The sequence below is a fragment of the Streptomyces sp. NRRL F-5122 genome (assembly GCF_001507435.1).
GTDB lineage: Bacteria > Actinomycetota > Actinomycetes > Streptomycetales > Streptomycetaceae > Streptomyces > Streptomyces lannensis.
In genome coordinates this window covers 50,697-73,077 of sequence record NZ_LMWH01000245.1, presented here as the reverse complement: position 1 = coordinate 73,077, position 22,381 = coordinate 50,697, and the positions used below count along the sequence as shown (strand labels likewise).

19 protein-coding genes are annotated in these 22,381 nt (G+C 70.3%); 9 read left to right on the top strand and 10 right to left on the bottom strand.

All coding sequences use genetic code 11. The features are described from left to right. Nucleotides 1-2 precede the first annotated feature (2 nt). The 3 genes from ADL25_RS29710 (at nucleotide 3) to ADL25_RS29700 (ending at nucleotide 4,633) form a co-directional block, all read left to right on the top strand. The gene (locus ADL25_RS29710; RefSeq protein ID WP_059130965.1) at nucleotides 3-2,081 is read left to right on the top strand and encodes a YfjP family GTPase; all 2,079 of its coding nucleotides are present in this window, start codon (nucleotides 3-5) and stop codon (nucleotides 2,079-2,081) included. A 303-nt stretch (nucleotides 2,082-2,384) separates the two neighbouring features. Continuing rightward, the gene (locus ADL25_RS29705) at nucleotides 2,385-2,885 is read left to right on the top strand and encodes a single-stranded DNA-binding protein (protein ID WP_059130948.1); all 501 of its coding nucleotides are present in this window, start codon (nucleotides 2,385-2,387) and stop codon (nucleotides 2,883-2,885) included. Between the two features lie 344 nt (nucleotides 2,886-3,229). Then, nucleotides 3,230-4,633, top strand: a complete 1,404-nt coding sequence (locus ADL25_RS29700; RefSeq protein WP_420711376.1) for a Cys-Gln thioester bond-forming surface protein — start codon at nucleotides 3,230-3,232, stop codon at nucleotides 4,631-4,633. A gap of 298 nt (nucleotides 4,634-4,931) precedes the next feature. Here the strand turns inward: ADL25_RS29700 and ADL25_RS29695 are convergent, their stop codons facing one another. Further along, a complete protein-coding gene (locus ADL25_RS29695; RefSeq protein ID WP_234381084.1) occupies nucleotides 4,932-5,318 on the bottom strand; it encodes a lamin tail domain-containing protein in 387 nt (128 codons plus the stop codon). A 415-nt stretch (nucleotides 5,319-5,733) separates the two neighbouring features. On the opposite strand from ADL25_RS29695, the gene ADL25_RS29690 reads away from it, so the two are divergent. Beyond that, nucleotides 5,734-6,171: a VOC family protein gene (locus ADL25_RS29690; RefSeq protein ID WP_059130946.1), complete on the top strand. Its 438-nt coding sequence runs from the start codon at nucleotides 5,734-5,736 to the stop codon at nucleotides 6,169-6,171. 779 nt (nucleotides 6,172-6,950) lie between these two features. Here ADL25_RS29690 and ADL25_RS46625 read toward each other — a convergent pair. Together ADL25_RS46625 and ADL25_RS29685 are read right to left on the bottom strand one after the other, a co-directional pair. Further along, nucleotides 6,951-7,145, bottom strand: a complete 195-nt coding sequence (locus ADL25_RS46625; protein WP_234381083.1) for a hypothetical protein — start codon at nucleotides 7,143-7,145, stop codon at nucleotides 6,951-6,953. Nucleotides 7,146-7,556: 411 nt separating this feature from the next. Then, nucleotides 7,557-7,937 carry a DUF5958 family protein gene (locus ADL25_RS29685; RefSeq protein WP_234381082.1) on the bottom strand — a complete coding sequence of 127 codons (381 nt, stop codon included), beginning with the start codon at nucleotides 7,935-7,937 and terminating at the stop codon, nucleotides 7,557-7,559. 732 nt (nucleotides 7,938-8,669) lie between these two features. On the opposite strand from ADL25_RS29685, the gene ettA reads away from it, so the two are divergent. The 3 genes from ettA to ADL25_RS29670 are packed head-to-tail and all read left to right on the top strand — an operon-like array spanning nucleotide 8,670 to nucleotide 11,430. After that, the gene (ettA, locus tag ADL25_RS29680; RefSeq protein ID WP_059130944.1) at nucleotides 8,670-10,334 is read left to right on the top strand and encodes an energy-dependent translational throttle protein EttA; all 1,665 of its coding nucleotides are present in this window, start codon (nucleotides 8,670-8,672) and stop codon (nucleotides 10,332-10,334) included. Between the two features lie 2 nt (nucleotides 10,335-10,336). Continuing rightward, nucleotides 10,337-10,747 (top strand): acyl-CoA thioesterase, encoded by a 411-nt coding sequence (locus tag ADL25_RS29675; protein ID WP_059130943.1) that lies wholly within the window; start codon nucleotides 10,337-10,339, stop codon nucleotides 10,745-10,747. Further along, on the top strand, nucleotides 10,744-11,430 hold the full coding sequence (locus ADL25_RS29670; protein WP_059130942.1) for a hypothetical protein: 687 nt from the start codon (nucleotides 10,744-10,746) through the stop codon (nucleotides 11,428-11,430). The genes ADL25_RS29675 and ADL25_RS29670 overlap by 4 nt, the downstream gene beginning before the upstream one ends. A gap of 78 nt (nucleotides 11,431-11,508) precedes the next feature. Here the strand turns inward: ADL25_RS29670 and ADL25_RS29665 are convergent, their stop codons facing one another. Beyond that, nucleotides 11,509-11,922: a globin gene (locus tag ADL25_RS29665; RefSeq protein ID WP_059130941.1), complete on the bottom strand. Its 414-nt coding sequence runs from the start codon at nucleotides 11,920-11,922 to the stop codon at nucleotides 11,509-11,511. A 155-nt stretch (nucleotides 11,923-12,077) separates the two neighbouring features. On the opposite strand from ADL25_RS29665, the gene ADL25_RS29660 reads away from it, so the two are divergent. Then, entirely contained in the window at nucleotides 12,078-13,058 is a 981-nt protein-coding gene (locus ADL25_RS29660; protein ID WP_059130940.1) for a methyltransferase domain-containing protein, read from the top strand. A gap of 129 nt (nucleotides 13,059-13,187) precedes the next feature. Here ADL25_RS29660 and ADL25_RS29655 read toward each other — a convergent pair whose 3' ends face one another. The 4 genes from ADL25_RS29655 to ADL25_RS29640 form a co-directional block, all read right to left on the bottom strand. Continuing rightward, nucleotides 13,188-14,522, bottom strand: coding sequence for an FHA domain-containing protein (locus ADL25_RS29655; RefSeq protein WP_059130939.1), 1,335 nt, complete (start codon nucleotides 14,520-14,522; stop codon nucleotides 13,188-13,190). A 94-nt stretch (nucleotides 14,523-14,616) separates the two neighbouring features. Then, nucleotides 14,617-15,963: a vWA domain-containing protein gene (locus ADL25_RS29650; RefSeq protein ID WP_059130938.1), complete on the bottom strand. Its 1,347-nt coding sequence runs from the start codon at nucleotides 15,961-15,963 to the stop codon at nucleotides 14,617-14,619. A gap of 119 nt (nucleotides 15,964-16,082) precedes the next feature. Then, a complete protein-coding gene (locus tag ADL25_RS29645) occupies nucleotides 16,083-17,420 on the bottom strand; it encodes a PP2C family serine/threonine-protein phosphatase (RefSeq protein WP_059130937.1) in 1,338 nt (445 codons plus the stop codon). Between the two features lie 3 nt (nucleotides 17,421-17,423). Continuing rightward, nucleotides 17,424-19,706, bottom strand: coding sequence for a tetratricopeptide repeat protein (locus ADL25_RS29640; RefSeq protein WP_420711375.1), 2,283 nt, complete (start codon nucleotides 19,704-19,706; stop codon nucleotides 17,424-17,426). On the opposite strand from ADL25_RS29640, the gene ADL25_RS52270 reads away from it, so the two are divergent. Continuing rightward, a complete protein-coding gene (locus ADL25_RS52270; RefSeq protein WP_420711374.1) occupies nucleotides 19,684-19,971 on the top strand; it encodes a hypothetical protein in 288 nt (95 codons plus the stop codon). The two genes, ADL25_RS29640 and ADL25_RS52270, sit on opposite strands and share 23 nt — an antisense overlap. Nucleotide 19,972: 1 nt before the next feature. On the opposite strand, the gene ADL25_RS29635 is transcribed toward ADL25_RS52270, so the two are convergent. Together ADL25_RS29635 and ADL25_RS29630 are read right to left on the bottom strand one after the other, a co-directional pair. After that, nucleotides 19,973-21,280, bottom strand: a complete 1,308-nt coding sequence (locus ADL25_RS29635) for a hypothetical protein (protein WP_059130935.1) — start codon at nucleotides 21,278-21,280, stop codon at nucleotides 19,973-19,975. An 86-nt stretch (nucleotides 21,281-21,366) separates the two neighbouring features. Beyond that, nucleotides 21,367-22,371, bottom strand: a complete 1,005-nt coding sequence (locus tag ADL25_RS29630; protein ID WP_059130934.1) for a glutamate ABC transporter substrate-binding protein — start codon at nucleotides 22,369-22,371, stop codon at nucleotides 21,367-21,369. Between the last annotated feature and the right edge of the window lie 10 nt (nucleotides 22,372-22,381).

Below are 22,381 nucleotides of genomic sequence, written 5' to 3'. Positions count from 1 at the left end.
CGGTGGCTGCCGTCACTGACCGCACGGATCACGTCGAGGGCCCCGAGGGCGAACCATCGAAGGCAGGGGCCGCGGCGGCCGAGGAGCGACCAGAGGGCGAGGGGCGTGGTCCGGCTCTCCGCGAGTCGGGCCACCAAGGCGGACACGCACGCGTGCAGCGCGGATCCGGCCGGGCGCGGCGGGACCGGGGCGCGGGCGCGGCGGAGGACGAGGCGGACAGGGACACGCACGACACGTCCCGGGAGGCTCGGTCGGAGGACGGGACTCCGCAGGCGGACGACGGGGAGAGTGCCCTCCACGCGCGCGTGGAGCACGGCACCGGGCACGCGCGTGTGGAGGGCGACGATCAGGCGGACCGCGGCGAGGCGGCGGGCGAGTGGGACGACGGGCTGATCGCCCGGCGGCTGCCCGAACCGGCCGTGGCCCAGCAGGAGATCACGATCGTCGAGCCCCGTTCGCCCAGCGCGCGACAGCCCGCGCAGCTCGCCTACGAAGGGCCCCTGCGATCGCGTCTGGACGCGTTGCGCGAGCTCGTGGGACTGTCGCGCACCCGGCTGGACAGCAACACGCTCGCCGAGGCCGGCCGGGTCCTGGACGAGGCGGCCGCGCGCCGCAGACTCTCCGGGGAGCACACGGTGGTCGCCATCGCGGGCGCCACCGGCAGCGGCAAGTCGACGCTCTTCAACGCGCTGGCCGGGGTCGCTCTTTCGGAGACGGGGGTGCGGCGGCCGACCACGGCAGCACCCATGGTGTGCAGTTGGAGCGACGGCGCGGCGCCACTCATCGACAGACTCGGCATCCCCGGGCGGCTGCGCCGGCGCCCCTTGCAGACCCCGGACGGCAAGACGCAACTACAGGGGCTTGTCCTGGTCGATCTGCCCGACCACGATTCCGCGGTGGTGCAGCACCGGGAGCAGGTCGACCGCATCCTGGCGCTCGTGGACGCGGTGATCTGGGTCGTCGATCCCGAGAAGTACGCCGATGCCGTCCTCCACGAGCGCTATCTGCGGCCGCTGGCCGGGCACGCCGAGGTCATGTTCGTGGTCCTGAACCAGGTGGACCGGCTGCCGGGGGAGGCCGCCGAGCAGGTGCTGGACGATCTGCGGCGGCTGCTCGACGGGGACGGGATCGCCCTCGGCGAGTACGGCGAGCCGGGCGCGACCGTGCTCGCGGTGTCCGCCCTCACCGGAGAGGGGGTGGACGAACTCGAGGAGGTGCTGGGCCAGTTCGTGGGCGAGCGTGGCGCGGCCGCGCGGCGCATCTCAGCCGACATCGACGCGGCCGCCGTCCGGCTGCGGCCCGTTTACGCGACCGGTGGGCGCGGCGGGCTCAGCGAGGAGGCACGTGAGGACTTCACCGGACGGCTGGCGGACGCGGTGGGTGCCACCGCGGCGGGGGAGGCCGCCGAACGTGTGTGGCTGCGCCATGCCAACCGTGCCTGCGGCACTCCCTGGTTGCGGCTGTGGCGGTGGTACCGGGAGCGGCGCGAGCCCTCCACCGGACGGCTCCCGGCGCAGGCGCCCGCGGACGAGGAGGCCACCGCCCGGCAGCGGGTGGAGCAGGCCGTCCGGACGGTGGCGGACCGGGCCGCGCTCGGGCTGCCCGCGCCCTGGGCCCTGGCGGTGCGGGAGGCCGCGGTGCGCGGCGCGCAGGGGCTGCCGGAGGCGCTGGACGAGTTGGCCGCCGGTTCCGCGGTGCCGCAGGGTCGGCCGCCCCGGCCCGGCTGGTGGCCCGCTGCCGTCCTCGCCCAGGCCACGATGACGCTCTTCCAGGTCCTGGGGGTGCTGTGGATGTCGGGGCAGGTCGTCGGATTCCTGCCGTCGAACTTCGGTGTGCCGGCGCTGTTCCTGCTGGCCGGTCTTGTCGGAGGCCCGGTCATCGAGTGGACCTGCAGGCTTGCCGCGCGTGGTCCGGCGCGACGTTACGGGCTCGAGGCGGAACGTCGGCTGAGGGAGGCGGCGGCCGGGTGCGGGCGGGCCCGGGTGCTGGACCCACTGGCGGCGGAGCTGCTCCGGTTCGGGGAGGTGCGGGAGGAGTACGCCAAGGTCACGGGAGCTACGGCGGGCGCGCGTGTGGGGTGAGTTGCGTCCGGGCGACGTGAGCCGCGTCCGCGCGAGGTGAGCCGCGTCCGGTCGGCAAGGAGGACAGGGGGCAGAAGTACTCGTTCGGGTGGCGGAGTTGTCCACAACCGGCCAGTGGCCCACAGCGCTCAGCGGGCCCGGCCCGGCGGAGGCAGTCTGATCTCGCGGCGATCGCAGCGAAGGCGATCGGCGCGGGGGGCGGCGACACGTGACAGGTCACCGCCGCATCAGACGCAGCCGTACGGGACGGGCCCGTACGCGTTTCTGCCCGGCCCGCAGGCCGGGGTGAGGGAGGGGTTCCGTATGAACGAGACGATGGTGTGCGTGGTCGGCAACGTCGCTACGCAGCCGGTGTACCGGGAGTCGCCGACGGGTCCCACGGCACGCTTCCGGCTGGCCGTGACCGCACGTTATCTGGACCGCGAGAAGAACGCGTGGACGGACGGACACACCAACTTCTTCACGGTCTGGACTCGCCGCACCCTGGCCACGAACGTCGCGGCGTCCGTGGCGGTGGGCGATCCGCTGGTGGTCCAGGGGCGCCTGAAGGTGCGGACCGAACAGCGGGACGGGCAGGGCTGGTTGTCCGCGGATCTCGATGCGGCGGCGATCGGCCATGATCTGTCGCGCGGCACGTCGGCCTTCCGGCGGTCGGCCAGGCCCGACGTGCAGACGGGTGCGCCACCCCAATCGGAGCCCAGTTGGGAAACCGAACCGGAGACAGAGGCGGCCGGTCGGTCACAGGAGGCGGAACAGACCGAGAGCGCTCCCCAACCGCAGTTGGAGCCGGCCGGGGCGACCTGAGGGCCGGCGCGGGACGACGGCTGCGGTGGGCGCGCCGAGCAGTGGCGGTCAGGGGCAGGGACCTCCGCGGCGGCCGGCCGGATTCTAGCGCGCTGCCCCAACTGCCGCTTATCCACCACTACATCGGTCGGCGTCCGAACGGTCCACATGTATTCGAGCGGTAAGCGCAGCTCACATGCTGTGTGTGCGATAACGATTCCGATTCGGATCGGTTATCTGACGATCTGGCTGGGGAGAGGGGTGTGCCGCGCTCCCTAGGATGCCAGGCATAGCTCTTGTGGCTTCTGATTCTGCTGGTGGGACCGTCCCCCCATGTCAACGGGTCCTGCTCGAAGGGGAATTCTGTGTTTTCTTCGTTGTCTGCGTCGTCCGCGTTCAGGCGAGGGGCTATCACCGCCGCGACGCTGGTGTCCGGACTCGCCGTGGCGGCTCTGCTGGGTTCCGCGGGGATGGCGGCCGCCGACACGACACCGCAGAGCGAGGGCGGGGCGACCGCGACCATGGGCGGCCTCAAGACGTACGGTGCCGCCGTCATCCACGACGGTGGCACCGACGAGCAGGTGTCTGCTGGTCTGTTCGAGATGTCCGTCGACGGCGGCGGCACCCTGCAGACCTACTGCATCGACATCCACAACCCGGCGCAGAAGGATTCCAGGTACCAGGAGACGCCCTGGAGCGGTACGTCTCTGAGCGGCAACAGGAACGCCGGGAAGATCCGCTGGATCCTGAGCCACTCGTACCCTCAGGTGAACGATCTCGCGGCACTGGCCGCCGAGGCCGGCGCCAAGGGCCTGACCGAGCAGGACGCCGCGGCCGGTACGCAGGTGGCGATATGGCGGTACTCGGACGACGCCGACGTGGATGCCGTCGACTCCCAGGCGGAGAAGCTCGCGGACTATCTGCAGAAGCACGCACAGAACATCCCGGAGCCCGCGGCGTCCCTGACTCTTGAACCGGCCGCCGTCTCGGGCCACCCCGGCGAGCTGCTCGGCCCGGTCACGGTCCACACCGACGCCGACAGCGTCACGGTGACCCCGCCGGTGGACGCCACGACCTCGGGCGTCAAGATCGTCGACAAGGACGGCACGGAGATCACGTCCGCGACCAACGGTGAGCGCGTCTACTTCGAGGTGCCGGAGAAAGCGCAGAACGGTTCGGCCGAGGTGACCGTGCAGGCGTCGACCACCGTGCCGGTCGGCCGGGCCTTCGCCTCCGAGACCCGCAGCCAGACGCAGATACTCGCCGGCTCCAGCGAGTCGACCGTCGCAGCGACGGCCACAGCCAACTGGGCTGCCACCGGAGCGATACCGGCGCTCTCGGCGGAGAAGAACTGCGCCAAGGGGGGCGTGGACATCACCGCGGTGAACAAGGGGGACGAGGCGTTCACCTTCGAGCTGATGGGCGTCTCCCACACCATCCCGGCGGGCAGGACGCAGATCGTCACGATCCCTCTTCAGGAGGATCAGGCGTACGACTTCACGATCAAGGGCTCGGACGGCTACGAGAAGTGGTTCAAGGGTGTTCTCGACTGCAAGACGGAGAGCAGCACGGGCGGTCTGAGGGCGCAGACCTTCAGTGAGCCCAGCCCGGCGACCGTGGGCGGCACGGCGGCGACGGACACCAACCTGGCCGAGACGGGCGCCTCGAGCATGACCCCGATCATCGCCGGCACGGCCATCGGCCTGGTCCTGATCGGCGGTGCGACGCTCCTCCTGCTCCGCGACAAGCAGCAGCCCACCCGCGACTGACGGGCACGGCCCCGGGCCCGGCATGTCACCGGGCCCGGGGCCGCCATACACACCCTGTGGACCGCGACAGACGTCACCGTCGCGGCTGAGAAGACCCGTGCGCTGCATTCAGCTCACCTGGGCCCCTGGTCCGCCGTATGAACGCCCAGGGGACCCTCCCAAGACATCCGGTTCAAAAGGCAGCCGGACGTCCGGGCCGCAAAAGATGCGTCCCGGGTGCAGAGATCCAACTGGGAAACGCGCAACCCGCCACCTGCACGCAGCCGGCCGCGGGGGCGCTTTCAGCAAGGACGGCCGGTCAGCACATCTTGTAGTCGACCCGAGTGGAGTTGTACGAGCAGGAGTCGATCCGGCTGCTGCCCTTGTACAGGGTGGCGGTGTCCTTGTCGTTGTTCCACACGTACCAGCCACGGCCCTGGTACACGTGGCCGCCGCTCTTGGTGCCCTTGCCGGTGTGGACCTTCACGGTCTTCCCCGCGCCGATCTTGTACGACGGGAACGTGTACCAGTGCCCGGACGCGTCCTTGACCCGGTAGCCCCGCAGTTCGATCGCCGAACGGCCGGTGTTCTTCAGCTCGACGTACTCGGCGTTGAGCGAGGCGTTGCCGCCGCGGTCGGAGCCGGGGCTGTCGTAGTAGATCTTGTAGATCTGAATGGAGCTTGCGGCCTGTGCCTGGGACGGCATGAGCAGCACAGTGGCGCACCCTGCCGCCACGAGGGCAGGCAGGACTGTACGGATGCGAGTCATCGGTTCCCCCCAATGATCAAGCCGCGCACACCCTGGCGCGCGGCAGGACCGACAATCTACAACACCGTTTCTTCACAACTCCACCATCGAGTGATTACATCACCGGCGTGCACCCTCTGCGGTAGAGGCTGCGGTTGAAGCAGGGGGGCGCCAACAACTACTCGCAGCGGCTCCGATGCCCTCGCCAACAGCGTGAACCAGGTGTTGTGGCACTGGATCAGCGAACCGTCGGGAGTCGGCGTGTGCGCTCGTCGGACGGTTGTTGAGACTCCGCGGGCCCGCGGGTGCGTTTGCGCCGGCCGCAGGTGTCGTAGGTGCGCTGTACGGTCCGGTCGAACGACAGGAGGGTCCCATGGCGACCGCATGGAGTTTGACGATCGACTGCGCGCGTCCGAGGAGGCTGGCCGAGTTCTGGGCGCTGGCATTGGGCTATGCGGAGAGGCCCGCACCCTCGGGGTTCGGGAGCTGGGAGGAGTGGTTCTCCCGTCACGGGGTTCCGGAAGAGGAGTGGGACGACGGCGCGTATCTCGCTGATCCGGACGGCCTGGGCCCCAATCTGTCCTTCCTGCGGGTGCCGGAGTCGAAGGTGGTGAAGAACCGGCTGCACTTGGACGTGCAGGTCGGGGGCGGTCGCGAAACCCCATGGGAGGTTCGGTGGCCGCGAGTGGCCGAGGCGGTGGAGCGGCTCACTGCTGCGGGGGCGACCGTGGTCCGTGAGGAAACCTTGCGGGGCAGGCCCGACCACATGGTGATGGCCGACCCGGAAGGAAACGAGTTCTGCCTGGTCTGACCGCGGCAGGGAGCGGGCGCGCGTCTTTGAGGGATCCGCCGTCGACTGGCCAAGGAGCGGAGACGGCGAGTGACTTCGGCATCGGAGCCCTTTTGGCTGCCAGGCCGTTCGTACAGTGACGCGCTTTTCCCGGACGCCATGAACCACGTCCGCTCCACGATGTGTGCCTCGACGGTGGACGGGGTGGGAGCTTGGACGGTGACGGGTTGAGGTGATGGGGACAAGGCCGCGGTTTAAGCTCCCGCCAGGGTTAAGAGGGGGCGGACGCTCGTGCAGCAGCAGTGGCCGGAGGGGCCGAACGCAGATCCTGATGCGGCAAGAGAGCGCTACAAGGCAGACATGCAGGCATCGCGGGGAGCGTTGCGGGAGCTGCTTCGCGTGGAAATGCCCGTTGCCCACCTGGGCTTGGCGATAGCGATCATTGCGACCATCGTCGCAGCAGTGGTCTGGTCGCCCAGGACGGGCGCAATCATCGCCGGAGCCTTTGCCGGGCTGTTCGTGATCGCCCTGGCTGTGGGCTCCTGGCAGGCAGCCAAGGTTGGGATGCGGCACGCGCCGCCTACAGGTTCACCTTTGGCTGGGCGGACTGGATCACGCCCTGACGGCGTGCCGCATCCATGCCCGACAGACGGGGAACTCGCGGAGATCCACGGTTACCAACGGGCAACGCGGATGACGAACCTCCGGCCGATGTTCCTGGTCAGGGGCCTTCAACCTGCGTGGTGGGCGGGGGATTTGCACCCACGGTGACTCGTGCCACGACGGTTTTTCAAGATCGATCAATCACCGACGAACCAGAGGTATCGGTGTGTACCAGCCTGAACAATCTGGCACAACTCCCGAGCTTGCTCCAGCCCCGTACCGCCGTAGGTTTCAGGAAGCCGATCAAGCTCTGCCAGCAGCAAAGGAACCTGCCGCTCATTGAAGGCGGCGTCCCCATACGGATTCAAGGCCCACAGCATCGGGAAGTTCATCGGGTCCAGCGCAGGAAAGAGGTCCGTCCACTCCGGTCCGACCTGGGCACGAGTGATGGACTTTCCCGGATCTCCGCGTACCTGCATATTGATGACGCGATGACCGTACCGGCAGCCGGCGTCTGCATCGGGTTTTCCAGCGGAGGAAACCTGCAGTCACGAGTGTCCGTCTCAACGCCGGCGGACAACTGCGAGCAGAGCCGCACGCCTGCGAGTGATCGGAGCAGCTCAGGCGCGTACCACGTCAAGGTCGAGCGGACATCTGAGTTGTTTTGGGATGAAGAGGTCGTGAGGTGAAGGAAGTCGCGCTCGATCAATGAGCCGTCAGGGCTCACTGCTAGCTCAGCGCCATCGCTCCTGAGGGGCGAAGACGCAGATGGCCGAGATCTCGAGGAAGGCTCAGGGCAATAATTATCCCAAGTCTGCATCCAGTGGCGGATCTGGCAGATTGTGCCACTCGTGACCACACCTCTTGGCGCAATGCGTCCGCCTGCGGGTGTCTGCGATGGTGAAGAGGCTGACGAGCAGGCGAAATAACTTCGCGAGTTCATAGGCCGGAAGCTGCTCCATCCCGAAGCGCCACTCGGCAAGCATCACTGCCGGCGTGTGAGTCGGGCGAACGCCAGAACGCGCGATGCTCTCCGGCACATCATCCTGCCGGGCACGTGCCTGCCCGCAGAACAGCACCAGCGCGTGCAAGACCTTGCGTTGCCCATCCTCCGGAAGGTCCTCGAACCATTCGACACCCTCAGCCGTCGGTCTGAGCCCCTGCGCGAGTTCGTTCAGGATCACCTCGTGTGCGTACAACACAGGCTTCCACCCCCATGGTTCAAACCGACGGTATCGGCCACGACCGCCCATGAGCTCGCTGCACGGATGCGGAGTCGGTTGGCGAGCGTGGAGAAGTCAGCGTTTTTGAGCCCTTTGGTCGGGTCGACGCGATGGAGGAGCGACGGACCGGAATGTTGGGCAGCGCCCCAGAGGCCGTCCATAGAGTTGTCTCGTCACCGACCCGGATGAATGGGCGGCGATTGGCCCACTCGACAGGATGACCGGTCGTCCAGCGAAGGCCGCGCGGGCTGTCGTCGGCCAGGGCGTCCGGCCACTCCACGACGGGCAGCCTTGGCAGTCCGATGTATGGGGCGACCGCCTCGTTCGCGTCATCCATCCAGGTGGCGGCCCACACGATCTGACGACCCGGCCGGCCGAGATCACCGCCATGCCGCGCGGGATGGAGTTGCCCCCGTGGGCGCCACGCGGAGGGTGAGGTGGTTGATCATGCTCACCGCAACCGTCAGGTGAAGATTCGACTGCCTGTTGATCGCTCCCGGGCCGTCGCTGGGCCGGGCGAGGTCGCCCGAGGGCGCTCGACGGCAACCGGCAGTGACAGGAAGCCATAGTCGCCAGCGGTGAAACCCCAGGTCAGCGCCCCCGCGTCTAACGGGTTTCCGTCCAGGGGTGGCGGTCAGGCAAGATGGGGTGTATCTGCCCACTGCCAGATTTCAAGCTGCCGGACGGTTTCTCTTGGCTGAGTTCATTTACACCATGCGCAAGGCGCGCAAGGCGCACGGCGACAAGGTGATTCTCGACGACGTCACCCTGAGCTTCCTTCCGGGTGCGAAGATCGGCGTCGTCGGCCCGAACGGCGCCGGTAAGTCCACCGTCCTCAAGATCATGGCCGGTCTTGAGCAGCCGTCGAACGGTGACGCCTTCCTCACGCCCGGTTACAGCGTCGGCATCCTTCTCCAGGAGCCGCCGCTGAACGAGGAGAAGACGGTCCTGGAGAACGTCCAGGAGGGCGTCGCCGAGATCAAGGGCAAGCTCGACCGGTTCAACGAGATCGCCGAGCAGATGGCGGTCGAGTACACCGACGAGCTCATGGACGAGATGGGCAAGCTCCAGGAGCAGCTCGACCACGCCAACGCCTGGGACCTGGACGCACAGCTGGAGCAGGCCATGGACGCCCTGGGCTGCCCGCCCGGCGACTGGGCCGTGACCAAGCTCTCCGGTGGTGAGCGCCGCCGCGTCGCGCTCTGCAAGCTCCTGCTCGAGCAGCCCGACCTGCTGCTGCTCGACGAGCCCACCAACCACCTCGACGCCGAGTCCGTGAACTGGCTGGAGCAGCACCTGGCCAAGTACGAGGGCACCGTCGTGGCGGTCACCCACGACCGGTACTTCCTGGACAACGTCGCCGGGTGGATCTGCGAGGTCGACCGCGGCCGTCTGCACGGCTACGAGGGCAACTACTCCAAGTACCTGGAGACCAAGGCCACGCGTCTCAAGGTCGAGGGCCAGAAGGACGCCAAGCGGCAGAAGCGTCTGAAGGAAGAGCTCGAGTGGGTCCGCTCCAACGCCAAGGGGCGGCAGGCCAAGTCCAAGGCGCGTCTGGCCCGCTACGAGGAGATGGCGGCCGAGGCCGACAAGATGCGGAAGCTGGACTTCGAGGAGATCCAGATTCCGCCGGGCCCGCGTCTGGGCAGCGTCGTGGTCGAGGTCGACAAGCTCAACAAGGCTTTCGGCGAGAAGGTCCTCGTCGACGGCCTCAGCTTCACCCTGCCGCGCAACGGCATCGTCGGTGTCATCGGTCCGAACGGCGCGGGCAAGACCACGCTGTTCAAGATGATCCAGGGCCTCGAGGAGCCCGACGCCGGCTCGATCAAGGTGGGCGAGACCGTCAAGATCTCGTACGTCGACCAGAGCCGCGAGAACATCGACCCGAAGAAGACGCTGTGGGAGGTCGTCTCCGACGGTCTCGACTACATCAACGTCGGTCAGGTCGAGATGCCGTCGCGGGCGTATGTCTCCGCTTTCGGCTTCAAGGGCCCGGACCAGCAGAAGCCGGCCGGTGTGCTCTCCGGCGGTGAGCGCAACCGCCTCAACCTCGCGCTCACCCTGAAGCAGGGCGGCAACCTGCTGCTCCTCGACGAGCCGACCAACGACCTGGACGTCGAGACCCTGTCCTCGCTCGAGAACGCCCTTCTCGAGTTCCCGGGCTGCGCCGTGGTCGTCTCCCACGACCGCTGGTTCCTCGACCGTGTGGCCACGCACATCCTGGCCTACGAGGGCGACTCCAAGTGGTTCTGGTTCGAGGGCAACTTCGAGTCGTACGAGAAGAACAAGATCGAGCGGCTCGGCCCGGACGCGGCCCGTCCGCACCGTGCCACCTACAAGAAGCTGACCCGGGGCTGATCTTGCGGCACATCTACCGCTGCCCGCTGCGCTGGGCGGACATGGACGCATACGGCCACGTCAACAACGTGGTGTTCCTCCGTTATCTGGAGGAAGCGCGTATCGACTTCCTGTTCCGCCCGGACAAGCAGTTCAAGCAGGGGTCCGTGGTGGCGCGCCATGAGATCGACTACAAGCGGCAGCTGGTCCACCGGCACGCGCCGGTGGACATCGAGCTGTGGGTCACGGACATCAAGGCCGCGTCCTTCACGCTCACCTACGAGGTCAAGGACCCGGACCAGATCTACGTCCGGGCCTCGACGGTGATCGTGCCCTTCGACTTCGAGGCGCAACGGCCGCGCAGGATCACGGCCGAGGAACGGGAGTTCCTCACGGAGTACCGGGATGACGAGGGGGAGGCCGTCGCCGCATGACGGTGCTCCATCTCGCCGACGAGGGGGAGGCGGCGGACTTCGCCGCCTTCCTGGCGCGTCTGATCCACTACGACCGCGGCGCCGCCGTGCGTCTGCAGGCGACCGGGAAGACGCTGGCGGTGTTCGGGCGCCCGCCGTCGTTCGAGGTGCTCGCCATCCGTGCTGTGCGGCTCGCCAAGCCGTACGAGAACGGGCTGGAGGCCCGGCTCGATGTGACCGTCTCGGCGGGCGAACTCCTGGAGTCCGTAGACGAGGCGGCGGCGACGGCCGAGGTGCCGGCGGCCGTCACCGGGCCCCCGTGGGCGGGGGTCCTTCCGCCGCGCGGCGGCTGGCGTCCCCGGCCGGGACTGCCTGCCACGGACGTCCTGCGGGCCACCGTGGCCGCGGCCGTCGGTGAATTCCGTTCGCGCACGGAGGAGTTGGCGCCCGAGCAGCGGACCCGTGTCGCCCTGGACCGCATAGGCCGGGAGATCTGGTCCCGCACGCTGGGGGACACCGAGCTTCCGGTGCGGGCGGTGCATGCCGCGCAGTCGCTCGGCTTTCTGCGGCCCGTCCCGCAGGCCTCCGACAGCGAGCCGCCGGCGTTGTTGTCGTCGGGCACCTGGCTGAGGCTGCGCACACCGTTCGGTTCGATCGCCGTGCGCCGGGCGGGACTCGGCGCCCTGGATGTCAGCGTCCGCTGACCTCTCCTGTCGGGGGCCGGGCTGACGACGGGCCGGAATCCGGTGCACCGGCGGCCCGCGGGCCGGACGGCCGCCGGCTCACTCCGGGGTGTTCACCATCGAGGCAGCGGCGTACGTCAGGTAGTTCCAGAGCGTGGTCCTGTGCTCTTCGGACAGGCCCAGTTCGTCGACGGCGACGCGCATGTGCCGGAGCCAGGCGTCGTGCGCGGCCTGGTTCACGGCGAAGGGGGCGTGACGCATCCGCAGACGGGGATGGCCCCGGTTCTGGCTGTACGTCGTCGGACCGCCCCAGTACTGCATCAGGAACAGGGTGAAGCGCTCCTCGGCCGGGCCCAGATCCTCCTCCGGGTACATGGCCCGCAGCAGCGGGTCCTCGGCGACTCCCTCGTAGAACCGGTGCACCAGGCGGCGGAAGGTCTCCTCACCGCCGACCTGGTCGTAGAAGGTCTGCTCCTGAAGCGTGCCGCGCCGAATCTCTGTCACATGCTCCATGGTCTCAGACGCGGAGACCGAGGACCCGAGGCTTAGGACCCGCCCTCCCGTGGGACCCGCCCTCTCGACGGCAACCGGTCCCACGGGCGGATACGCGATTCCGGCGCGGGGAGGGGGGCTCGCCCCCGGGCCGTCTCCCGCAGCACAGTGGAGGTATGGCCACGCACTCTCTTGAACGTGAGCTGGAGGCCCTCGCGGCCTCGGCGCGGGCGGAACTCGTGCGCGAGATCGATGCGAGCGGCGTCTGGGAGACCGATCCGGGCTGGCGGGAGGTGTTCGAGACGGTGCCGCGCCATCTCTTCGTGCCGTACTACTACGTGGGCGCCGCCGACGGTTACGAGCGCAGATCGGGCGACGACCCCGACCCCTGGCGCAGGGAGCAGTGGCTGCGCGGCGCCTATGAGGACGCCCCGCTGGCCACTCTCGTACGGGGCGACGAACTCGTCTCCTCCAGCAGCCAGCCCTCGCTGATGGCGCAGATGCTGACCGAGCTCGAGGTCGAGGAGGGGAACACCGTCCTGGAGATCGGAGCCGGCAGCGGGTACAACGCGGCGCTCCTCGCGCACCGGCTCGGTGACGATCTGGTCACCACCGTCGACCTCGATCCGGAGATCACCGAGTCGGCCCGGCAGCATCTGGCCGCCGCGGGACACCACCCGGCCGTGGTCACGGGCGACGGCGCTCGCGGTGTGCCGGAGCGGGCACCCTTCGACCGGATCATCGCGACCTGCGCGCCGACCACGGTGCCGGCGGCGTGGCCGGCGCAGTGCCGCCCCGGTGCGCGGATCCTCGCGCCGTTCGCGACCGGCCTCATCTCGCTGCGGGTGGGGAGCGCCGGGCACGCCGAGGGGCGCTTCCTGCGCACGCCCGCCTACTTCGTGCCGCTGCGCGGCGGAACGCGGGTCGAGCCCGAGGCGCTGTACCTGGACGGGCTGCCGTCCCGGGCCCGCGGTCACGAGCTGTTCAGGTTCCTGCTGGCCCTGACGCAGCGCAGCCTGGACCCGTACGAGGCGTACGTCTTGTGGGAGCGGGAGGGGCGGCCCGCACGCGAGCGGTTCGGGATCACCGTCAGCGGAGACCGCTCCTGGGCCTGGCTGGACGACCCGGAGGGGCCGAACCGCTGGGCGCTGCCGTGACGGCCGCGCCACGGCCGCAGGGAACGCGGGCCGCGAACGCCGAGACAGCCGGCCACGGTGAGCGGATCCCGCCGATTGCGCGTACGAGAGCCCATGAGGGCCCTCGCACGCGCAGAGCAGCCGCCGTACTCAGCCGCGACGGATCGTGATCGTCGTCCACGCGCCCACGTGCACCCGGTCCCCGTCCTGCAGGGGCACGGGCACGAAGGGCTGGATGGGCTCCTCACCGCCGTTGACCGTGGTGCCGTTCGTGGAGTTCTGGTCGACGACCGCCCACGAGCCGTCCGGCTGCTGGACCAGGAGCGCGTGCTGGTGCGAGACGCCCGGGTCCTCCGGCGGCACGGACAGGTCGATGTCCGGGGTGTCACCGGTGGAGTGGCGGCGGCGCCCGATGGTGATCTGGTTGCCGGTGAGCGTGCGCTGCTGCTCCGGGGAGTAGGCGGGCAGGTTCAGGCCGGCGGCCTCGGGACCGGAGCGCTGCATCATCGCCATGAAGTACTCGCGGTCCGGACCGATGGTCGCGGTCCAGGTCGCCGGCTGCTGCTCGTAGGGCGACGGCGGTGCCTGGGCGGCGCCGGGCTGCGGGAAGCCGTAGTCACCGCCCTGGCCGCCGGCCCCGGGGGCACCGGGCGCGGGGGAGTTCGACGGCGGAGAGATCACCCAGTCTTCGTCACCGCCGCCGAAGGACGGACCGCCCTGCTGCGGCGGGGCGGAGGGTGGGAAGCCCTGGGACGAGGACGAGGAGGGCGGGGTCGGCCGCCGGAACACGGACGGGGCACCGCCCTGGAAGGCCGACGGTGCACCCGGGGCACCGCCCTGCTGACCGCCGGGGCCGCCGGCGGCGGGTCCGGGCGGCGGCCCCGGACGCGTGGGATCCGTACCGTAGGGAGGCTGGGGCGAGGTGTCGCCGCCGAAGGCGGGCGGACGCGGGGGCTCGTTCCCGAACACGGACGGACGCGAGGAGGCACCGCCGAAGCCCGTGGGACCGGAGGGCTCGTCGCCGAAGGGCGGGCCCGGCGGAATCGGTTCAGCGGGCCGGTTCACCTGCGACGGCCTGGACCGCTCGTAGTCGAACGAGTCGGGACCCGGCATCGTCTGTCCGCCCTGCTGGAAGCGCAGCGCCGGGTTGGGCGCGGGCGGGCGCGGGGCGGCCGGGGTGTAGGAGGTCGCCGTGTTGGTCAGGAAGTTCCAGCGGCACTCCTCGCAGAACGGGGCGCCGCCCTCGCGGGGCGTGCGGCACTGCGGGCAGAGTTCCGGCTCGAGGTTCGGCATCGCGGACTGCGGGCGGCCTCCGGGCCGGCCGCCGGGCCCCGGAGGGGGCGGGGCCGAACCGGGCGGCGGAAAGCCGTAGCCGGCGGTGGGCGGCGGTGGAGGCGGCGGGGGTACGGCACCGGCCATACGGTGACCGCAGACCTCGCACCAGTCGTCGGAACCCGACTGGTGTCCGTTCGGGCAGGTCGGCATGTCGGCGCTTCCCCCTCTCCGTCTCCGGTCGCTACGACCGGCGTGGTTCTCCGACCCACCGGGGGCCGGGCTCGTTGCTGTCGGAACTCTCAGGTCACTTCTTTACACGAACAGTCTTTGTGGACCGTGTCTCGAGAGTCATCTCGTCGGCTTCCGTGACCTTTGCCTTAAGTCGCACAGTACCTGTCGCGGCGTCGACCACGTCCACCACCTTCGCAAGCAGTTTCGCAGTATCTGCGTTCCCCGAGACGCTCGCGAGCTGAACGGCGCGGCCCAGTTTGGCCGTTGCGCCATCAAAATCGCCCACTTTGCGCAGATCCAGACCCTGCTGGATGACCTGGGCCAGTTCGGCCTGCCCTGTGTAGTGGGCGACCTGGGGGTTGATCGACGTGGACGCCACCATGTCGTCGGTCCACACGGCCCGTACGAGCCCCTGGGCCCCGAGGTTCTGGGCGGTGCCCCCGGCCTGCGGTATCACCAGCGAGACCCGGGCGGCCAGCATCTCCTGGCCGAGCCCGGCGGTCGGGACCTGGACGCACACGTGGTAGTCGCGGGACTCGTCGCCCCACGAGCCCGTGGGGTAGTCCCCGGCGCGCGGACCGGCCTCGGTGCGACGGTCGGTCAGTTCCTCGACCGTGGGGGCCACCTGCTTGACGAACTTGATCTCCGTACCGACGGGGGTCCACAGCCGCAGTGAGACATCGGCCACTTCCTTGCCCATGGCCGTCTCCATCATCCGGGTGAAGTCGGCGGCCAGTCCGGCCGGATCGGCGACGATGTCCGCGGTGCCGAGCAGCGCCGAGGCGATCCCGGTGACCTCCTTGACCTCCCAGTCGGTGCCCACTCCACGCGCGTCGCATGTGAAACGGCCGGCGCAGGCGTCCAGCGTCGCCTTCAGGTCCTCGGGCGACTCGTGTTCGTTGCGGCCGTCGGTGAGCAGGATGCCGTGGCGTATGGAGACGTCCGCCGAGGACAGCAACCGGTCCGCCAGACGCAGCCAGGTGCCGATCGCGGTCCCGCCGCCCGCGCTGATCCTGCGCAGCGCCTGCTTGGCCTGGTCGCGGGTGGTCGCGTCGGCGACGGCGACCCGGCCGCCGCCCGGGTAGACCTCCTTGGCGACATGGGTGCCGCCGATGACCGCGAAGTGCACACCGTCGCGCAGGGTGTCGATGGCGGCGGCCGTGGCGTCGCGGGCGTTGCGCATCTTGGTCGGCGGGTAGTCCATCGATCCCGAGCAGTCGACCATCACGGCCACGGCGGCGCTGGGGCCACGTCCCGGCGAGTAGAGGTGGGGCGCGGCGGACGCGCTTCCGATCGTGCCGCCCCCGGTGGCCGTCACCGTCACGATGGCATTGACCTCGCGGCCGCCCTCCGGCAGGTATTCGTTCTGGTAGACGTCCACCGAGAACTGCGGCACGTTCGACTTCGAGAAATTGGCCATGCCCTCTTCGAGCCCCCTCGAGAACCCCAGCGCTGTGGGGTGATGACTGGTTGCGGACCGGTCCCCTCCGGTCCCGTGGCCGGTCCCGCCGGCTCCGGGTGTGTCCCCCGGGACACGCCTCAGGCGGATCCTGCCCCCTGGAGCGGGGCCGGGAACGGCAGGACCGCCACTGTTACGTTGTCGTGGCCCCCGCCGTCCAGGGCGTGGCCCACCAGGACCTGGGCGGCGTGCAGCGGACGCCGTTCGGCATCGGACGGCACCGCCTCGGCCATCTCCTCGGCGGCCTCGGCGTAGTTCCACAGGCCGTCCGTGCACACCACCACCACACCGGGCCGGTCCGGCTTGAAGGAAGCGGTGTGCGGCTCCAGTTCGTACGCGTCAGCGCCGAGCCAGCCGGTGATCGCGTGGGCGCGCTCGTCGGCGTATGCCTCCGTCTCACTCATCAGGCCTGCGGCGACCATCTGAGCGGCCCACGAGTCGTCCTCGGTGAGGCGGCCCGGGGACGCGCCGCGGTCGACGGGGATCCAGTAGACGCGGCTGTCGCCGACCCAGCCCACGACGAGCAGGCTGGTGGTGACGACGGCGCCGACGAACGTGCACGCGGGGGCGTTCTGGTGTGGTGAGTGCTCCTGGGCCGTCTCCGGCTCGGTGGCGAGCGCGTTGACTGCGTGGGACGCCGCGATGATCGCGTCGTGCATGGCCTGCTGGGGGTGCGTGCCGAGCGGCAGCGCCGCGAGCAGCGCCTCGTTCGCGGCCCCGGCGGCGGCGATCGACGCCTCGTCGGGCCGGGTCGCCGAGGAGACGCCGTCGCAGACGACCGCGACGACGGCGGGCGAGCCGTCGGGCAGCGCGGTCGAGGAGACGGTGAACGCGTCCTCGTTGCGGTGGTGACGCAGGCCCCGGTCGCTGACCGCGGCGACCGCGTCCAGCTCCTGCTCGACATGGTCGCGTTCGCGCGGCTGTGCGTGGCCGCAGTTCTCGCAGTAGCCGTCGCTGTCCACCCGGCCGCTGCGGCAGGCCACGCAGACCTTCGTGCCGGCGGGGGGAGTCGAGGGGACCGAGGTGCGCGGGTCGACGGGCTGCGGTGCCGCGAGGTGGTAGTCGTCGGCGTCCGACGGGCGGTCGAACCGTACGCCCTTGGACACGCCCTTGGCCGGGGTCGTGGCGGGCAGTTGGGAGCCGCCCGAGTCCGTGCCCTGGATGTCGGAGGGCAGATGCACCGCGGCCGGCGTGTTCACGCCGCCCGCCTCGGGAGCGGTCGGCCAGTCGACGGCGGCCGTCTCCGAACGGGGGTGCGGGGCCATGCCGTTCATGGTCAGGGTCGGGGTGTCCGGCGGAGGGGCCGGCACCACCGAGAGGTCGTACCCGCAGGCGCCGCAGAAGCGGTCACCCGACTCGAGGGGCTCCTCGCAACTGGGGCACCTGGACAGCGCCGTCGACTGGGGCATCTGCGACATCGATCACACCCACGTCCGGGGGCGGTAACGGTTGGCACGTTCCACCAGGTCGATCCTCTCATCGCTGCCCTGTGCGAGCCGGGCCAGCGTGCGGTACGAGCGCTCCAGGCCGAAGCGCAGGCCACGCTCGTCCAGATCACTGCCGAGCAGTGCCCGCCCGCCCTCGGCGGACGGCTCCGGGCCCTGGCTACCGGAGAGTACCCAGTCCAGGGCGCAGCCGAGGACCTCTGTGGACAACTGCTCGCGTCGTACGGCGTCCAGACCGTACCCCTCGAGCGCCTGGATCTGTCCCGCGGCGGCGACGAGGTCGTCCAGGAAGGCCGGGTCGGGCACCCGGCCCGCACGCTGCCGCAGCCGCGCCCGTACGGCGGCGACGCGTGCGGCGGTGTAGTGGATGGACGCCTCCGGCACGGACTCCAGTGTGCGCACGGCGTCGTTGCGGTCGCCGGCGGCGAACTGGACGCGGGCCAGGCCGAACGCCGAGCTGACGTAGCTGGGGTCGGTACTCCACACGAGGCGGTAGTACTCGGCGGCGTTGTCGAGCTGGCCGAGGACCTCCGCGCACAGGGCAAGGGCCAGCTTCGGAGCGGGCTCGCCGGGGAAGGCGTCGTAGATCGCGTCGAAGGAGACGGCGGCGGCCTCGTGGTCGCCGGTGACGAGCGCGGTGACACCGCGGTACCAGACGACCCGCCAGTCGTCGGGGTGGTCCGCCTCCAGGGTCTCCAGGGCGCGCCCCGCACTCGCCGTCTCGCCCATCTCCAGCCGGGCCCGCAGCTCGCGCAGCCGCAGTTCCAGGGAGCTGCCGGGTGCCGCGCGCAGCGCCGCGATCAGCTCGCCCGGTGCGGACGTCATGAGACCCGCGAGGAAACCGGCGTTGGGATCACCCGGATCGACCAGCGGGACGGGCAGCGCGAGGGCGGCGGCCGACGTGTCGACCGGCTTGACGAGGGCCGGCGCGGCAGGAGCGCCGGTGGCTCCGGCGTCCGAGGCCCCGCCGGAGCGGGGGGCGGGCACCATGACGCCCGCCCGGGCCGCGGACGCAAGGGAGCCGGCCGGGGATGCCGCGGGCCTGCGCCGCGAGGGCACCACTCGTGCGCCCAGCCGTGACACGTCCTCGTCCAGCTTCGGGAACATCTCACTGTCCGTGACCTTGACCTCGGGCCCGAACAGCGTCGACAGAGCGGGCCGCGGGCGACCGGTCTGGACGGCGACGACCTCCCGGAGCACTCCCGTCAGCTGCTCCGACATCTCCTGCGCCGAGGCGAACCTGCGGGCCGGGTCCGGGTCGGTGGCCCGGACGAGCAGACGGTAGAAGGACTCGTACCGGCGGAACACCTCGATGGTGTCCGGGTCGGGCAGGGAGTCAGCGAAGACGGTCGTGTAGCCCTGGAAGTCGAAGGTGAGCACCGCCAGGGTGCGCGCGACCGTGTAGAGGTCGCTCGCCACCGACGGACCGACGTCCGCGACCTCGGGCGCCTGGTAGCCCACCGTGCCGTAGATCGCCGACTCGTCGTCGTCCATCCTGCGCACGGCGCCCATGTCGATCAGCTTAAGCTGGTTCTCGGTCTGGATCGCGTTGTCGACCTTGAAGTCGCAGTACAGGAGATTGCGGCTGTGCAGGTGGCCGAGGGCCTCGAGCGCCTCGATGCCGTACGCGCACGCCTGCTCGACGGGGAGCGGATCGCGTCTTCCGTCGGGTGTGCGGCGCTCGTTGGCGATCTCCTTCAGCGACTTGCCGCCGACGTACTCCATGACGATGTAGCCGTCGAGGGAGCCGGTGCGCTGGTCGAGGTGCTCCACGAAGTTGTAGATGCGCACGATGTTGGCGTGCTCGATCTCGGCGAGGAACCGCCGCTCGGAGATCGCCGCGGCCATCGCGTCCTGGTCACCTGTGTCCAGCAGGCCCTTCATGACGACCCACCGGTCGGAGACCGCGCGGTCCACCGCCAGATAGATCCAGCCGAGCCCGCCGTGCGCGAGGCAGCCCACGACCTCGTACTGGCCGTGCACCACGTCGCCGGCGTGCAGCTTGGGCACGAACGAGTACGGGTGGCCGCACTTGGTGCAGAAGCCCTCCGTGCGACCGGCCCGCTCGCCGCGCGAACGCCCCACCGGGGCACCGCAGTCGGAGCGTGAACAGAACCGCTTGCGCTCCGGCACCTCGGGGTTCTCGAGGACCATCGCCCGGGGGTCGGGCCGCGGTACGTCCGGGACCTGCACCAGGCCGAGGCCGAGCCGGGCACGGCCCGAACTCCCGCTCGCGGTGCCGGAGCTGCGCACCGACACCGAGCGGCCGGTGGAACTGCCCGTCAGCCGCCCCGACACCGAGCGCCGGGACTGGGACGACCGTGACGACGTACGGGAACTGGAGCGCGAACTGTCACCGTCGGACCCCTTGCCGCTGGCCGTGACCCCGGTGGCCGGGGAGCCGACCGCGCCGTTCGCCGAGACGACCGGCGCGAGGCCGCACGTGTCGCAGTACAGCTCGCCGCCGCCCACGTCCTCGTACGACCCGTCGCACCCGGGGCGCTGGCACTTCTGCCCAGCCTGACTCATGCTTCCCCCCTACGATCGGCCGGCTCGCCCTGCCGGGGCACGCGCGGTCCGAGCAGTTCCGCGGCAGCCCGCTGGTAGCGCAGCACAGCCTCTTCGGCGACCCTGAGGTCGCACGGCGCGCTCCACAGCATGCGGCGCGCCGCGTCGTACCGCTCGACCAGCAGCGGGTCCTCCGCGAGTCCGTGCCGGGCGACCTTCGCCTTGTACGCGTCCAGCCGTCCGCGCAACTCGGCACGGACCGCGAGGGGAGCGGTGACCGCCGTCAGCGACTCGCGGGCGCGCAGCAGTTCCTCCTCGGCGTCCTGCTCCAGCGATTCCAGGAGCGGCGACAGACGGTGCCACTGCGCGTGTCGGCGGTACTCGGCCGCCGTCGCCAGTTGCTCCTGCAGCGCGGTCGGCGGACCGCTGACCGCGGGCACCTCCGAGGCGGCGATCTTCGCGAGCACCTCACCGCGTGCGTTGCGGGCCTCGGCCAGTGTGCGATCGGCACGGCTGAGCAGGTCGCGCAGCTTGACCAGCCGGGTCTCCGCGTCCTGGCGGACGGCGAGGACGGCGTCGATCTCCCGGCGCACGTCCTCCAGGGAGCGCGCCTCGCGGTCGTACGTCGATGTGTCCGGCCTGCCGCCGCCGGGCGCCGAACTCCCCTGCGAGGGGACCCAGTAGGCGAGGGGGTCGGAGATCACCTGCTCGCGCAGGTGGGTCAGCGTGCGGGTGATGCGCTCCAGGTCGTCGCCCGCCGGATGCTCACCGGGACGCACACCCACGGAGTGCGCGAGCTGCCGGGTGCGCTGCAACTCGGCGGCCAGTAAATCGATCCGGGCGGGCAGGGCCGACCACACCGCGTCCGCGGCGACGACCATGTCGAGCGAGGAGGCGTACAGGTCGTTCATCCGCTCCACGAGCTGTGCCAGCGTGAACTGCTCGCTGAGCCGCGCGGCGCCCGCCGACGTGTTCGCCCCGCCGCCGGCGACGGTGACGCCGGTGCCGCGCAGCAGCTCGGTCAGCTCGACCAGGTCCTCACGGCTGGACCAGCGCCGCCGGGTGCGGATCTCGCGCGCGCGTCGCAGAGCGCCCGTGTAGGCGTCGAAGTACGTCCACAGCAGGGTGATCGATGCCTCCGCCGAGGTCCAGCGCTCCTTGGTGACGCCCGTCAGCTCGGCGCCCTCGAGGAGTCTGCGGCCCGCGTGGTCCTGCAGGGCGAGGAGCGAGGTCTCTATGGCCTCGTGCTCCGCGCCGAGCCGCGCCAGCGCACGGTCCACCTCGTCCCGGTCCAGCACCGGCCCGGTGGGTCCCGTGACGCCCATCGATCACCTCTCGTCCTGTCGTGCCCAGTGCGCGTGTCCGGTGCGCCGGGGGTAACTCTCCAGTGGTATCAGGTCGGTTGCTTCGGTCAGGAGGAAGGCGGCCGTGACGCCGCCGAGTCCGTGCCCAGCGTCGGGGACAGCCATTTGTCGTACGAGGTCTGCCAGCCGTCCTTGCGGTAGTCCACGAGCACCTGGTTGACCCGGCGTACCAGATCCCCGGCACCCTTGTTCATCGCCACGCCGTAGTACTCGGTCGTGAAGGGCTTCCCCTTGAGCTCCACGGTCGGGTCCTGGGCCGCCTGGCTCGCGGCGAGCGCGCCGTCGGTGACGATCGCGTCGACCTCGCCCAGCTGCAGTTTGACCAGGCAGTCGAGCTGATTGGGCACGGTGGTGGAGATGTCCGTGGAGGCCGCCAGCTTGTGGTTCTTCTTGTCCTGCGTCAGCGCGGTGTTGGCCGTCGACCCCTCGGCGGTGCAGATCTTCTTGCCGGCCAGCGACGAGTCGTAGCCCGTGATGCCGGACGCCTTGGGGGCGAGGACCTGCTGCCCGGTCGCGAAGTACGGGTCGGAGAAGGCGACTTCCTTCAGCCGGTCGCAGGTGATCGTCATGGTCCGCACCACCATGTCCAGCTGGCCGCTCTTGATCGCCGGGATGCGCTGGTTGGTGGGGATCGCGTGGAAGCGGACGGCGTTCGGGTCGCCGAGGAGCTGCCGCGCGATCTCGTGGGCGAGGTCGATGTCGAAGCCCTCGAGGTCGCCGCCCGAGCTGTTGGGGTCGCGGTAGCCCCAGCGGTAGCTGTTCTGGTCGACGCCGACCGAAAGATAACCGCGCTGCTTGACGGCCGTGACCGCGGGGCCGCTCTCGTCGCCGGACGGCTGCGGGCTCAGCTGCTCGGGGTGCTTGCCGCAGGTGTCGGCCTTGGCCTGGGTCGCCTCGGCGAGCCTTGTGCTCCCGGAGCCGGGCGCGGAGTCCACGGGCGCGTGGGTCAGCGGCAGCAGCAGGGCGAAGGCCACGGCGAGGACACAGACGCTCAGCATCGCTCCTACACCGCCCCAGCCCTTCAGGCTCGCCCTCAGGCGTCGAGCGATCATCGCCCGTCCC